13 protein-coding genes are annotated in these 13,493 nt (G+C 73.7%); 12 read left to right on the top strand and 1 reads right to left on the bottom strand.

Translation table 11 applies throughout. The annotated features are described in order from the left end of the window. Positions 1-84 precede the first annotated feature (84 nt). Complete coding sequence (locus IG63_RS0100995) at positions 85-639, bottom strand: nucleoside/nucleotide kinase family protein (protein WP_030482516.1); 555 nt, start codon at positions 637-639, stop codon at positions 85-87. A 37-nt stretch (positions 640-676) separates the two neighbouring features. Between IG63_RS0100995 and IG63_RS0100990 the strand changes: the two genes are divergently transcribed. The 12 genes from IG63_RS0100990 to ilvC all read left to right on the top strand — a co-directional run bounded on the left by IG63_RS0100990 (position 677) and on the right by ilvC (position 13,480). Further along, on the top strand, positions 677-1,771 hold the full coding sequence (locus tag IG63_RS0100990) for a protein kinase family protein (RefSeq protein ID WP_030482515.1): 1,095 nt from the start codon (positions 677-679) through the stop codon (positions 1,769-1,771). Continuing rightward, positions 1,768-3,477, top strand: coding sequence for a dihydroxy-acid dehydratase (gene ilvD, locus IG63_RS0100985; protein ID WP_030482514.1), 1,710 nt, complete (start codon positions 1,768-1,770; stop codon positions 3,475-3,477). Before IG63_RS0100990 ends, ilvD begins: the two co-directional genes overlap by 4 nt. A gap of 191 nt (positions 3,478-3,668) precedes the next feature. After that, a complete protein-coding gene (locus IG63_RS0100980) occupies positions 3,669-4,514 on the top strand; it encodes a sigma-70 family RNA polymerase sigma factor (RefSeq protein ID WP_030482513.1) in 846 nt (281 codons plus the stop codon). 58 nt (positions 4,515-4,572) lie between these two features. Continuing rightward, a complete protein-coding gene (locus IG63_RS0100975; RefSeq protein WP_030482512.1) occupies positions 4,573-4,809 on the top strand; it encodes a hypothetical protein in 237 nt (78 codons plus the stop codon). Between the two features lie 38 nt (positions 4,810-4,847). Then, a complete protein-coding gene (locus IG63_RS0100970) occupies positions 4,848-6,671 on the top strand; it encodes a hypothetical protein (RefSeq protein WP_030482511.1) in 1,824 nt (607 codons plus the stop codon). 105 nt (positions 6,672-6,776) lie between these two features. Then, complete coding sequence (locus tag IG63_RS0100965) at positions 6,777-7,187, top strand: VOC family protein (protein WP_030482510.1); 411 nt, start codon at positions 6,777-6,779, stop codon at positions 7,185-7,187. Continuing rightward, positions 7,184-8,356, top strand: a complete 1,173-nt coding sequence (locus IG63_RS0100960; RefSeq protein WP_030482509.1) for an MFS transporter — start codon at positions 7,184-7,186, stop codon at positions 8,354-8,356. Before IG63_RS0100965 ends, IG63_RS0100960 begins: the two co-directional genes overlap by 4 nt. Continuing rightward, the gene (locus IG63_RS0100955) at positions 8,353-9,129 is read left to right on the top strand and encodes a GNAT family N-acetyltransferase (RefSeq protein ID WP_051706006.1); all 777 of its coding nucleotides are present in this window, start codon (positions 8,353-8,355) and stop codon (positions 9,127-9,129) included. Before IG63_RS0100960 ends, IG63_RS0100955 begins: the two co-directional genes overlap by 4 nt. Then, a complete protein-coding gene (locus tag IG63_RS0100950) occupies positions 9,126-9,788 on the top strand; it encodes a VOC family protein (protein WP_030482507.1) in 663 nt (220 codons plus the stop codon). Before IG63_RS0100955 ends, IG63_RS0100950 begins: the two co-directional genes overlap by 4 nt. A gap of 234 nt (positions 9,789-10,022) precedes the next feature. Continuing rightward, positions 10,023-11,846, top strand: coding sequence for an acetolactate synthase large subunit (locus tag IG63_RS0100945; RefSeq protein ID WP_084596455.1), 1,824 nt, complete (start codon positions 10,023-10,025; stop codon positions 11,844-11,846). After that, on the top strand, positions 11,846-12,373 hold the full coding sequence (ilvN, locus tag IG63_RS0100940) for an acetolactate synthase small subunit (protein ID WP_030482505.1): 528 nt from the start codon (positions 11,846-11,848) through the stop codon (positions 12,371-12,373). Before IG63_RS0100945 ends, ilvN begins: the two co-directional genes overlap by 1 nt. A gap of 78 nt (positions 12,374-12,451) precedes the next feature. After that, positions 12,452-13,480, top strand: a complete 1,029-nt coding sequence (gene ilvC / locus IG63_RS0100935; protein ID WP_030482504.1) for a ketol-acid reductoisomerase — start codon at positions 12,452-12,454, stop codon at positions 13,478-13,480. The last annotated feature ends 13 nt before the right edge of the window (positions 13,481-13,493 follow it).

Raw genomic sequence — 13,493 nt, 5'->3', positions numbered from 1 at the left:
GACGTCCGCGTGAACCGACCATGAGCCGTCGGTGAGAGCACTCTCATGCTCCTGAAACGCCGCGGTCACACGGCACCAGGTGGGTCAGGCGGTGACCACCAGGTCCGCCCGGGCGCGGGAGGCCAGCACGAGCGCGGCGTTGGGCTCGTCGACGCGGGCGACCCAGGCCTCGGCCTCGGCGGGGGTCTTGCCGAAGCGCACGTGCCGGGCCACGAGGCGTGCCCGCCGCACGGTGTCGTCGACCTCGAGGTAGCGGCACTCGTCGAGCTCGGCGCGCACCTCGCGCCACGCGGGCTGGTCGAGCAGCAGGTAGTTGCCCTCGGTCACGACGACGTCGGCCTCGGGCGGCACGGCGATCGCCCCGGCGAGCGGCTGCTCGAGGTCGCGCTCGAAGCCGGGGGCCCAGACCACGTGGTCGCGCTCCTCCCGCACGCGCCGCAGCAGGGCGGCGTACCCGTGGGCGTCGAAGGTCTCGGGGGCGCCCTTGCTGGCCCGGAGCCCGAGGGCGTCGAGCGCGACGTCGGCGAGGTGGAAGCCGTCCATCGGGAGGTACGCCGCCCCCAGCTCGGCGGCGAGCGCGGTGGCGTAGGTCGTCTTGCCCGACCCGGGGGCGCCGGCGACGCCGATGATCCTGTGCATCCCCCCACCCTAGGGACGGCCGTCCTAGGGTCGCGGCGTGGACCTGACGTGGGAGCAGCACGCCGCCACCGTCGAGCGCCTGCTCGGGCACTCCGTCGAGGAGCCCGTCGACCTGGGCGGCAGCAGCCGCACCGTGGTGTGGCGGGTCCGTGCGGGCGGGGCGTCGTACGTCGTGAAGGTGCACCGCGAGGAGGAGGCGGCGGGCTACGCGCGCGAGTGCTCGGCGCTCGAGGTGCTGACCGGGACCGGCACCGTGCCGGCGCTCGTGGGCCACGACGACGCCTCGCGGACGATCGTCATGGAGGACCTGGGGGCGGGCGAGCACCTGGCCCACGCCCTGCTCGGCGATGCCGCCCCGGTCGCGCGGCGTCGGCTGCACGGCTGGGTCGACGCGCTGGCGGCGCTGCACGCGGCGGCGACCCCGGCACGGGTCGGCGCCTTCGCCGACGCGGTCGCCCGACGCGGGGCGAGCGCCGTCGCCGACATCGAGGAGCAGCCCGGCACGGCCGCCGAGCGCTACGCCGAGGTGCTCCCGGAGCTCGGCGTCGACGGTCTCGACGCCGTGCTCGCCGCGCTCCGGCAGGTGCCGGACCTGTTCTCCGACGAGCTCGTGATCTCACCGGGCGACGTCTGCCCCGACAACAACGCCGAGGTCGGCGAGCGGGTGGTGCTGCTCGACCTGGAGGGCGCCCAGCTGCTCCACCCGGCCTGGGACCTCGCCTACCTGACGGTGCCCTGGCCGAGCTGCTGGTGCTCGTGGGCGATGCCGGGGGCGGAGGTCGACGCCGCGGTCGCGCGCTACGCCGCCGCGACCCGAGCCGGGACGGAGCGGCGCCGCGTCCTGGGGGAGGAGCTCGCCGTCACCACGCTGGTGTGGTCGGTCGTGAGCCCCGGCTGGTTCCTGCCCCGGGCGCTCGACCCCGCGCCCGACGAGTCCGCGCGACCGGAGGTCCCCGGCCGCCGCGCCATGGTGATGCACCGGCTGGCGCTGGCCGCCGCCGCGACGCCGCCGCGACCGCTCGCCGTCCTGCCCGACTTCGCAGGGCGGCTGCACGCCGCGCTGGAGCGGCGCTGGGGCGACGTACGGCTGCCGCTGGGACCGGTGTGGCGCGGGACTACCCTCGCCCCATGACCAGCACGTCCAGCCCCTCCGGCGACCGTCCCGCGCCCGACATCAAGCCCCGCTCCCGTGCCGTCACCGACGGCCTGGAGGCCACGGCGGCGCGGGGGATGCTCCGTGCCGTCGGCATGGGCGACGACGACTGGGCCAAGCCGCAGATCGGCGTGGGGTCGAGCTGGAACGAGATCACCCCGTGCAACCTCTCCCTCGACCGGCTGGCCAAGGCGGTCAAGAGCGGCGTGCACGCGGCCGGCGGCTACCCGCTGGAGTTCGGCACCATCTCGGTCTCCGACGGCATCTCCATGGGTCACGAGGGGATGCACTTCTCGCTGGTCTCGCGCGAGGTCATCGCCGACTCCGTCGAGACCGTGATGATGGCCGAGCGCCTCGACGGCTCGGTGCTGCTGGCCGGCTGCGACAAGTCGCTGCCGGGCATGCTGATGGCCGCGGCGCGGCTCGACCTCGCCAACGTCTTCGTCTACGCCGGCACGATCATGCCGGGCCAGGTCGACGGCCGCGACGTCACGATCATCGACGCCTTCGAGGCCGTCGGCGCGTGCCTCGCCGGCAAGATCAGCCGCGAGCAGGTCGACAAGGTCGAGCGCGCGATCTGTCCGGGCGAGGGCGCCTGCGGCGGTGCCTACACCGCCAACACCATGGCCAGCGTCGCCGAGGCGCTCGGCATGGCGCTGCCCGGCTCCTCGGCCCCGCCCGCGGTCGACCGCCGCCGCGACGGCATCGCCCACAAGTCCGGCGAGGCCGTCGTCGAGATGCTGCGCCAGGGCCTGACCGCGCGGCAGATCATGACGCGCGAGGCCTTCGAGAACGCCATCGCCGTGGCCATGGCGCTCGGCGGCTCCACCAACGCCGTGCTCCACCTGCTCGCCATCGCCCGCGAGGCCGACGTCGACCTCACCCTCGACGACTTCGTGCGCATCGGCGACAAGGTCCCGCACCTGGCCGACATGAAGCCCTTCGGCCGCTACGTCTGGACCGACTTCGACCGCGTCGGCGGCATCCCCGTGGTCATGAACGCGCTGCTGCAGGCCGGCCTGATCCACGGCGACGTGCCCACCGTGACCGGCCGCACGGTGGCCGAGAACCTCGAGGCGCTGGCGCCCAAGCCGCTCGACGGCACCATCGTGCGCGCGCTGCAGGACCCCATCCACGCCACCGGCGGCCTGACCATCCTCCAGGGCTCGCTGGCGCCGGAGGGCGCGGTCGTGAAGTCGGCCGGCTTCGACGATTCGACCTTCACCGGCACCGCCCGCGTCTTCGACGGCGAGCGCGCCGCCATGGACGCCCTCGAGCAGGGCGGCATCACCGCCGGCGACGTCGTGGTGATCCGCTACGAGGGGCCCAAGGGCGGTCCCGGCATGCGCGAGATGCTCGCCATCACCGCCGCCATCAAGGGCGCCGGCCTCGGCAAGGACGTCCTGCTCATCACCGACGGCCGCTTCAGCGGTGGCACGACCGGGCTCTGCGTGGGCCACATCGCGCCCGAGGCGGTCGACGCCGGCCCCATCGCCTTCGTGCGCGACGGCGACCGGATCACCCTCGACGTGGCCAACCGCCGCCTCGACGTCGACGTCCCGGCCGAGGAGCTCGAGTCGCGCCGGGAGGGCTGGGAGCCGCTGCCCCCGAAGTACACCCGCGGCGTCCTCGGCAAGTACGCCAAGGTCGTGCAGTCCGCCGCCCACGGCGCCGTCTGCGGCTGACCGCCTTCGTCGTACGCCGGTCACACCTCGCGCCTCCCGTGCGTCGTACGGGTGGCGACGGTCGCAGACGCGCGGGCACAAGTCGTCCCGGCACCGGGACGAACCCGGGCGGATCGGGCGCATGGCGGGACTTCTGCCCGCGCGTCTGCGAGCCGTGGCCGGTCGGGTACGGCGAGGGTGAGGACGTGGGCATGGACGTGACCGAGCGCTTCGAGCAGGAGCGGCCGCGGCTGGTGGGCATCGCGACGCGGGTGCTCGGCGACCGGGTCGAGGCCGAGGACGTCGTGCAGCAGGCGTGGCTGCGGCTGCACGGCACCGACGGAGCCGGGGCGGGCATCGAGAGCCTGCCCGCCTGGCTCACCACGGTGACGACCCGGCTGTGCCTCGACCGGCTCCGCGCCCGGGTGCCCGTGGCGGAGCCGAGCGAGGAGGAGGTGGCCGCCACCCCCGACCCGGCCGACGAGGTGGCGCTGGCCGACACCGTCGGACAGGCGCTGCAGGTGGTCCTCGACCGGCTCTCGCCGTCGGAGCGGGTCGCCTTCGTGCTGCACGACAGCTTCGGCGTCGAGTTCGGCACCATCGCGGCGGTGCTCGACACCACGCCCGTGGCGGCGCGCAAGCTCGCGTCGCGTGCCCGCGCGAAGGTGCGGCAGCCGGCTCCGCAGGACCCGCTCGACGACTGGGAGCTCGTCGACGCCTTCATGGCCGCGGCGCGTGAGGGCGACTTCGCGCGGCTGCTGCGGCTGCTCGCCCCCGACGCCGAGGTCACCGCCGACGCCGCCGCGGTGCTCGTGGGCACGCCGTCGCAGATCGTCGGGCGGCAGCAGGTGGCGGAGTTCTTCGACGGTGCCGCCCACGCGGCGCTGGCCGTCTACGTCGCCGAGCGCCCCGCCGCCGCGTGGTACGACCGCGGCAAGGCCAAGGTGGTCTTCGACTTCACCCTCGAGGCCGGTGTCGTGCGCCGCATCACCTTCCGCGCCGACCCCGAGACGCTCGCGCACGTCGTACGCCGCCGGGGCGCGGAGCGGCGGGCATGAGCGTCACACCCGGGGCCGCCCGCGCGTCAGGGGAGCAGGACCACGAGGAGGAGACGAGATGAGGACCATGACCTGCCGCGACCTGGGCGGCCCCTGCGACCAGCCCCACCGGGGCGAGACCGCCGACGAGGTGATCGTCGCGCAGGACGCCCACCTCAAGGAGGCCGAGGCCGCCGGTGACGCGACGCACCAGGAGGCCCGGGACGCGATGAAGGGCCGCTGGCGGCGACCGAAGAAGTCGCTCGACTGGTACTTCGGCGTCAAGCGCGCCTTCGCCGACCTCCCCGACGACTGAGGCGGCGGCAAGGTCGCGCTCACGTGCGATGCTGCGGCATGGCGACGTTCGTGCTCCGCGACGTGCTGGGTGACGGTGCCTTCGCCGAGGTGGGTCGTCCGGTCGCCGCCGCGGTCGCGGGCGACGCGGTCGTGGTGACGGGGAGGCTGCCGCTCGACCTCCAGGACTCGGGGCACGTACCGGCGCCCGACCACGTGCTCGCGGTCTACGACCTCGCCACGATGGAGTGCCGACGTGCGGTGCCTACAGGCTTCCTCCTGCACACGCTGGCGGTGCACCAGAGTGGGCGTCTCGTCGCTGCCGGCGGCGGGGGCTACGACGGCGGCTGGGCGTGGACGGGTTCGCTCGTCGTCCTCGACGTCGGCAGTCTCGACCTCACTTCGCTGCTGGCGACACCCCGGGAGGTCCGCGCGTTGCGATGGCTGGACGACGACTCGCTCGAGGCAGTCCTGATGCCGCAGGACGAGGACTCCGACCCGTTCGCGACACAGACCCTGCGAGTGCCGCGCGAGGCCTGGGACGGCGCGGGCGCGCACTCGCTGGACGCTGCCAGGCACGTCTCCGCGACCGCCGAGGTCGACGTCGACGACGACACGCTCTACGAACCCCCCGCGCCGGGTCGTCCCGTCGCCGAGCTGCTCGACGACCTGGCCGCCGGTCGGGGGCTGGTACGGCGGGAGAGGGGACCGGTGCGCGCCCTGCTACCGCTTCTGGGCGGAGACGTGCTGGCGTGCGGAGCGGGCATCCTCGCCGAGCGCTGGAGCAGCAACGCCGAGGCGGTGTGGCGCCGGACCGCCGAGGGCACCGGCGCTCAGCTCCTGCCGCTCGAGGACAGGCGTGTGCTGAGCGTGGTCGAGACGGACCGTGGCGACGATCGCGGCTCCCGGGTGACGGTGCTGTACGCCGTCGACGGGACCGAGCTCGACGTGGTCGCCGAAGGTCGTCGCCTGACGGCGACGGGTGGGGGTGCGGGCGGCGCGCTGCTCCGCGCCACCGACCCGGTGCGCGACGACGAGGAAGACGAGGACTCGTACGAGGACTACGAGGACGAGTGGGAGGAGTACGACGAGGACGAGCAGGATGAATGGCACGACGGCGGGTCGGACCAGCCGCAGGAGCCGTTGCCGGTCGTCGACCTGGACGAGGTCGACCGCGTCCCTGCCACGGTGCTGGACGGTCGCGGCCGCGTCGTCGGCACGGTACGGCTCCCCGACTGGACCTCCCAGGACGACCTCCGACCGGCCCGTGCAGCCCGGCTGCTCGCGGTCGAGGGAGCCGCACCGTGGCCCTGGGAGGCCCGGGCGCCGCTGTCCCGGGTGGTAGAGGTCCACAGGGGCTCCGGCGGCCCGTACCTCTCGGCCCCGCTCTTCGACCTCGACCCGCAGCCGGAGCGGCACGCGATGCCTCTCGAGAACGTCGACCACCCGGCGACGGGCCCCTCGGAGAGGTCGGTGTCGACCGGACCCGCGGTCGAGCTGAGCGACCGGCTCGGCGAGCACCACCTGCTGCAGTCCTGGTGCGAGGACCGCGTCGGTGCGGTGCACCCGGACCAGCCGCCGCCACCTGGCCTGCTCGCGCGCCGTGACCGAGCCGGCAGGGTGGTCTGGCTGGTGTCCCTCGCGGAGCGGGTCGCCGGTCTCGACGTGCACGCCGGCACGGTCGCCGTCGCAGGCGAGTTGGGCACCCTGACGATGCTCGACGCGCAGACCGGGGCGGTGACGGGCACCGAGCCGCTGCTCCCCGTCGAGTGCTGCCCCACGGCCCTGTGCTTCGCGACGGACGGCTCGCTGTGGGTGGGGCTGGCCGATGGCAGGGTCCTGCGCCTCCGGGAGGAGGTGGGCGCGGACGCCACGCCGAGATGAGCGCACAGCACCGGACGCCCCGGCACCACGCCGGTGAGCGCCGTGCCGAGGCTAAGGCGGCCCGCCGGTGTCGCGATGTCGTCGGCACCTGCTTCGATGCGGAGCATGGACCAGCGCGTCTCCTTCGTGACCCTGCCCGTGGCCGACCGTGCGCGCAGTCGAGCCTTCTACGTCGACGGGCTCGGGTGGGAGCCGCTCTTCGACGGGATCGACGTGCTGATGTTCCGGGTCGGCGAGCGGCTGGTGCTCTCGCTGTGGGACGAGGCGGGCTTCGAGGCCGAGGTCGGCCCGGTACGCAGGGGCGAGGGGCACCCGCCGGTCACGCTGGCGCACAACCTGGCCACGGAGGCGGAGGTCGACGCGGTGGTGGCGAGTGCCCGGGCCGCCGGCGCGGAGGTGCGCGAGCCGACCCGACGCGAGTGGGGCGGCTACTCCGGCTACGTCTTCGACCCCGACGGCGTGCCGTGGGAGATCGCGGTCAACCCGGGTGACGACTTCGGCTTCCTGGTGCCGTGAGGTCGCGACCGGTCACCACCGTGGTGGTGGCGCAGCTGCTCGGCACGTCGCTGTGGTTCTCGGCCAACAGCGCCGCCGACGACCTGCGCCGGGTGTGGGAGCTCGACGCGGCCGACATCGGCCGGCTCACCATCGCGGTGCAGCTGGGCTTCGTCGTCGGCACGCTGGTGCTGGCCATGACGGGTCTCGCCGACCGCTACGCCGCGAGCCGGGTCTTCGTGGTCGCCGCCGTCGTCGGCGCCGTGGCCAACGCCGCCTTCGCGCTGCTCGCCGACGGGCTGGGCGCGGGCCTGGCGCTGCGCTTCTGTGTCGGCCTCGCCCTCGCGGGCGTCTACCCGCTCGGCATGAAGCTGGTGGTCTCGTGGGACCCCGACCGGGCCGGGGAGACGCTGGCCTGGCTCGTCGGGATGCTCACGCTCGGCACCGCCCTCCCGCACGCCGTGCGCGCGCTCGGCGTCGGCTGGGACTGGCAGGCCGTGGTGCTGGTCTCCTCGGGTCTGGCGCTGGTGGCCGCGGTGCTCGTGGGCAGGCTCGGCGACGGCCCGCACCTGCCCGCGGCGTCGAAGGGCGGCGTGCGGCTGGGGGAGGTGCTCGCGGCCTTCCGCGTACGCCGCTACCGCGGCGCTGCGCTGGGCTACTTCGGGCACATGTGGGAGCTCTACGCCTTCTGGACCCTGGTGCCGCTGCTGCTGGTGCCGGTGCTCGGCGGTGCCGGCGCCACGACCTCGGCCGCGGCCTTCGCGGTGATCGGCGTCGGCGCCGTCGGCTGCGTCCTCGGCGGCCGCTGGAGCCGCCGGGTCGGCAGCGCCCGCGTGGCGGCGACGGCGCTGGCGGCCTCTGGCCTGCTGTGCGCGGCGTACCCGCTGCTGGCGCGACTGCCCGGCCCCGCCGTCCTGGCCGTGCTCCTGGTGTGGGGCGTCGCCGTGGTCGCCGACTCCCCGCAGTTCTCCGCGCTCTCCGCCGCGGCGTGCCCGCAGCACCTCGTCGGCAGCGCCCTGGCGATCCAGAACAGCATCGGCTTCGCCATCACGACCGTGGCCATCGCGCTCGCCACCGGCGACGCCGGCATCGGACCGGCCGTGGCGTGGCTGCTCCTGCCCGGCCCGGTGCTGGGCCTGGTCGCTATGGCGGTGTGGCTGCGTCCGGTCCGTGGCAGCGTGGCCGCATGACCCCCCGCGACGAGCAGCCCGTCGGGCCCCAGACCGACTGGGTGCCCGGCGCCCGGCTCGGCCCGGTGGAGCTGGTCGGGCGCTGGTGCCGCCTGGAGCCGCTGGGGGAGCGGCACCTGCCGGCGCTGCACGCCGAGCTCTGCGGGCCCGGCACCGACCCGCTGTGGACCTACCTGCGCGCCGGCCCCTTCCCTGACTCCACCGGCTCCTCCGCCGACCTCGCCGACCCCGCCGACCCCGCCGGCTTCACGGCGTACGCCGCCTCGCTGGTCGACGACCCGGGCACGGTGCCGCTCGCCGTGCTCGTCGACGACGAGCCGCTCGGCATCGCCACCTGGCTGCGGGTCGAACACGCCAACGGCACGGCCGAGGTCGGCAACATCTCGCTCGGGCCGCGGCTGCAGCGCACGACCGCCGCCACCGAGGCGATGCACCTCATGGCGCGGCACTTCTTCGAGGCTGTCGGTGGCCGCAGGTACGAATGGAAGTGTGACTCCCTCAACGCGCCGTCCCGCCGCGCCGCCGAGCGGCTCGGCTTCCGTCCGGAGGGCGTCTTCCGCAAGGCCGTGGTCTACAAGGGCCGCAGTCGCGACACCGCGTGGTACGCCATGACCGACGACGACTGGCCGCGCGTGCGTGCCGCGCACGAGCGGTGGCTCAGCCCGGCCGGCTTCGACGACGCGGGCCGGCAGCGAGCGCCGCTGCGGGTGCCGCCACCCACCACCGACCGCGCCACGCAGACACCGCAGGCTCCAGGAGAGGAACCCCGATGACCCCCACCGACGACGACCGGCGCGCACTCTCGCGCCAGGAGACCACCGACGCCCTGCCGGAGGGCTGGCGGCTGGTGCTCGACCAGGCGCTGGCGCGCTACGAGACCGGCGACTTCAACGCCGGCGCCCGCTTCGTGCAGCGCATCGCCGAGCTGGCCGACGCGGCCGACCACCACCCCGACGTCGACCTGCGCTACCCCCACGTGACGGTCGGGCTCGTCAGCCACGACGTCGGAGCCATCACGGCGCGCGACACCCGCCTGGCCGGCGAGATCCACGCCGCGGCAGCCGAGCTCGGCATCGCGGTGGGCACCGCGCCCGACAAGACCGAGATCGCGCTCGACACCGGCGACCTCGGCCGGGTCGCGCCGTTCTACGCCGCGCTGCTCGGCTACGACAGCGCGGGCGACGACGCGCTGGTCGACCCGGCCTCCAGCGGTCCGCAGGTGTGGTTCCAGGGGTCCGACTCCACCGCGCCCGACCGGCAGCGCTGGCACCTCGACGTGAGCGTGCCCCACGACGACGCCGAGGCCCGGCTGCAGGCCGTGCTCGACGCCGGCGGCCGCCTGGTCGACGACTCCGCCGCCCCGGCCTTCTGGGTGCTCGAGGACGCCGAGGGCAACCGCTCGTGCATCTGCACCTGGCAGGCGCGCGACTGAGGGCCGCCGGTCCCACATCCCGGTACCGCCGTCTCGCTCCATGGGACGGCTGTCACACTGAGTTGAGCCCGCCCGGAGCCGGGTGGATGATGAGCGCATGCGTCCCCACCTCCTCGTACGCACGCGACGCGTGAGCTGAGCCGTCACCACGGAGAGCGACACGCGTCGACCCCTCGTCAGCCGACCCGGCTCGAGGGGTTTTTTGTTGGGCAAGCGACTACGGAAGATGAGCAGATGAGCGAGCAGACGGCCGGTCAGACCACGCGGCCGAACCCGAGCCAGCTGGCGGCGCAGGGCGTCGGCCGCCCCCCGGCACCGGCCCCCGAGACGATCACGGGCGCGCAGAGCCTGATCCGGTCCCTCGAGCACGCCGGCGTGGAGGAGATCTTCGGCATCCCCGGCGGCGCCATCCTGCCGGCGTACGACCCCCTCTTCGACAGCTCGATCCGGCACATCCTGGTGCGCCACGAGCAGGGTGCCGGTCACGCCGCCCAGGGGTACGCCGCCGCCACCGGCAAGGTCGGCGTCTGCATGGCCACGAGCGGGCCCGGCGCGACCAACCTGGTGACGCCGCTGGCCGACGCCTACATGGACTCCGTGCCGGTCGTCGCCATCACGGGACAGGTCGGCGCCAGCATGATCGGCACCGACGCCTTCCAGGAGGCCGACATCCGCGGCATCACGATGCCGATCACCAAGCACAACTTCCTGGTCACCGATGCCGCCGACATCCCGCGCGTGGTCGCCGAGGCCTTCTACCTCGCCCGCACCGGCCGCCCCGGCCCCGTGCTGGTCGACGTGGCCAAGTCGGCGCTGCAGGCGCAGACCACCTTCACCTGGCCGACCGAGCTGACGCTGCCGGGCTACCGCCCCGTCACCCGGCCGCACGCCAAGCAGATCCGCGAGGCGACGCGAGCGATGCTCGAGGCCCGCAAGCCGGTGCTGTACGTCGGCGGCGGTGTCATCCGCTCCGGCGCGGCGAAGGAGCTGCGCACGCTCGCCGAGCTCACCGGCATGCCCGTGGTGACGACCCTGATGGCGCTGGGGGCCTTCCCCGACAGCCACCCGCAGCACCTCGGGATGCCCGGCATGCACGGCACCGTCGCGGCGGTCGCGGCGCTGCAGAAGAGCGACCTGCTCGTCACCCTCGGGGCGCGCTTCGACGACCGGGTCACCGGTAACCTCGACTCCTTCGCGCCCGGCGCCAAGGTCATCCACGCCGACATCGACCCCGCCGAGATCGGCAAGAACCGCGCCGTCGACGTGCCCATCGTGGGCGACGCCCGCGAGATCATCGCCGACCTCGTGGTCTCGCTGCAGGCCGAGGCCGACGCCGGCCGCACCGGCGACTACGAGGGCTGGGTGGCCTTCCTCGCCGGGATCAAGCAGAAGTACCCGCTGGGCTACGACGCCCCGGCCGAGGGCCTCGCCCCGCAGTACGTCATCGAGCGGCTCTCCGCGATCGCCGGCCCCGAGGCGGTCTACGTCTCCGGCGTGGGCCAGCACCAGATGTGGGCCGCGCACTTCGTGCAGTACGAGAACCCCCGCACCTGGATCAACTCCGGCGGCCTCGGCACGATGGGCTTCGCGGTGCCGGCGGCCATGGGCGCCAAGGTCGGCCGGCCCGAGGCCACCGTGTGGGCGGTCGACGGCGACGGCTGCTTCCAGATGACCAACCAGGAGCTCGCCACCTGCACCATCGAGGGCATCCCGGTCAAGATCGCCGTCATCAACAACGAGTCGCTCGGCATGGTGCGGCAGTGGCAGACGCTCTTCTACGAGGGCCGCTACTCCAACACCGACCTGCAGTCCAAGCGGGTCCCCGACTTCGTCAAGCTCGCCGAGGCGTACGGCGCCGTGGGGCTCTCCTGCGACGACCCCGCCGACGTCGACGCCACCATCGCGAAGGCGATGGAGATCAACGACGTGCCCGTCGTGGTCGACTTCCGGGTCGAGCGCGACGCGATGGTGTGGCCGATGGTGGCCGCCGGCACCAGCAACGACGACATCAAGCACGCCCGCGACCTGGCCCCCGAGTTCGAGGAGGACGACCTCTGATGAGCACCCACACGCTCTCGGTCCTGGTGGAGGACAAGCCCGGCGTCCTGGCCCGCATCGCCGGCCTCTTCAGCCGCCGCGGCTTCAACATCGACTCGCTCGCGGTCGGTCGCACCGAGCACCCCGGCATCTCGCGGATGACCATCGTGGTGAGCGTCGAGGGCCTGCCGCTGGAGCAGGTCACCAAGCAGCTCAACAAGCTCGTCGAGGTGGTCAAGATCGTCGAGCTCGAGACGGGCGACGCCGTCGAGCGGCAGCTGCTGCTCGTCAAGGTGCGGGCCGACGCCTCCTCGCGCAGCCAGGTGCTCGACGCGGTGCAGCTCTTCCGCGCCAAGGTCGTCGACGTCGCCCCCGACGCCGTGACCATCCAGCTGGCCGGCAACACCGGCAAGGTCAACGACTTCCTCGCGGTCGTCGAGCCCTTCGGCATCCGCGAGCTGGTGCAGTCGGGCGTGATCGGCATCGGCCGCGGCTCGCGCTCCATCACCGAGAAGACGCTGCGCCCGGTCCCCGTGCCGGTCGCCTGAGCGACGTACGACCTCACCGCCGCTCGTGCCTGCCGCGAGCGACGTCCCCATGAAACCCATCCGAAGGAGATAGCCCCCGTGGCTGAGATGTTCTACGACGACGACGCCGACCTGTCCCTGATCCAGGGCAAGAACGTGGCCGTGATCGGCTACGGCTCGCAGGGCCACGCCCACGCGCTCTCGCTGCGCGACAGCGGCGTCGACGTGCGCGTCGGCCTGCAGCCCGGCTCCAAGAGCCGCGCCAAGGCCGAGGCCGAGGGCCTGCGCGTCGTGACGCCCGCCGAGGCGGCCGAGGAGTCCGACGTCATCGTCATCCTGGCCCCCGACCAGCACCAGCGGAAGCTGTACGCCGAGGAGATCGAGCCGCAGCTCGCCCCCGGCGACACGCTGGTCTTCGGCCACGGCTTCAACATCCGCTTCGGCTACATCACCCCGCCCGAGGGCGTCGACGTCTTCATGGTCGCCCCCAAGGGCCCCGGCCACCTGGTGCGTCGTGAGTACGTCGACGGCCGCGGCGTGCCCGTGCTGGTCGCGGTGGAGAAGGACGAGTCGGGCACCACCTGGCCGCTCGCGCTCTCCTACGCCAAGGCCATCGGCGGGCTGCGGGCCGGCGGCATCAAGACGACCTTCACCGAGGAGACCGAGACCGACCTCTTCGGCGAGCAGGCGGTGCTCTGCGGCGGCGCCTCGCAGCTGGTGCAGTACGGCTTCGAGGTCCTGACGGAGGCCGGCTACCAGCCGGAGGTCGCCTACTTCGAGTGCCTCCACGAGCTCAAGCTGATCGTCGACCTGATGTACGAGGGCGGCATCGCCAAGCAGCGCTGGTCGGTCTCCGACACCGCGGAGTTCGGCGACTACGTCTCCGGCCCCCGCGTCATCACCCCGCAGGTGAAGGCCAACATGGTCGAGGTGCTCGACGACATCAAGAACGGCGCCTTCGCCGAGCGCTTCATCAGCGACCAGGACAACGGCTCCCCGGAGTTCACCAAGTTCCGCGCCGAGGCCGAGCAGCACCCGATCGAGACCACCGGCCGCGAGCTGCGCAAGCTCATGGCCTGGGTGAAGTCGCACGACTCCGACTACGTCGAGGGCAGCTCCGCCCGCTGACCCGCCCCTGACC

The organism is Nocardioides aequoreus (assembly GCF_000720335.1).
Classification (GTDB): Bacteria; Actinomycetota; Actinomycetes; order Propionibacteriales; family Nocardioidaceae; genus Marmoricola; species Marmoricola aequoreus.
The sequence above is the reverse complement of the archived record's forward strand: the minus strand, read 5'-3'. Positions and strand labels throughout refer to the sequence as shown.

Excerpts from the sequence above, each read along its gene's own strand:
- IG63_RS0100950 (WP_030482507.1), top strand. The coding sequence starts at position 9,126 with ATGACCCCCACCGACGACGACCGGCGCGCACTCTCGCGCCAGGAGACC.
- ilvN (WP_030482505.1), top strand. The coding sequence starts at position 11,846 with ATGAGCACCCACACGCTCTCGGTCCTGGTGGAGGACAAGCCCGGCGTC.
- IG63_RS0100970 (WP_030482511.1), top strand. The coding sequence starts at position 4,848 with ATGGCGACGTTCGTGCTCCGCGACGTGCTGGGTGACGGTGCCTTCGCC.
- IG63_RS0100965 (WP_030482510.1), top strand. The coding sequence starts at position 6,777 with ATGGACCAGCGCGTCTCCTTCGTGACCCTGCCCGTGGCCGACCGTGCG.
- IG63_RS0100945 (WP_084596455.1), top strand. The coding sequence starts at position 10,023 with ATGAGCGAGCAGACGGCCGGTCAGACCACGCGGCCGAACCCGAGCCAG.
- ilvD (WP_030482514.1), top strand. The coding sequence starts at position 1,768 with ATGACCAGCACGTCCAGCCCCTCCGGCGACCGTCCCGCGCCCGACATC.
- IG63_RS0100975 (WP_030482512.1), top strand. The coding sequence starts at position 4,573 with ATGAGGACCATGACCTGCCGCGACCTGGGCGGCCCCTGCGACCAGCCC.
- IG63_RS0100995 (WP_030482516.1), bottom strand. The coding sequence starts at position 639 with ATGCACAGGATCATCGGCGTCGCCGGCGCCCCCGGGTCGGGCAAGACG.
- IG63_RS0100955 (WP_051706006.1), top strand. The coding sequence starts at position 8,353 with ATGACCCCCCGCGACGAGCAGCCCGTCGGGCCCCAGACCGACTGGGTG.
- IG63_RS0100980 (WP_030482513.1), top strand. The coding sequence starts at position 3,669 with ATGGACGTGACCGAGCGCTTCGAGCAGGAGCGGCCGCGGCTGGTGGGC.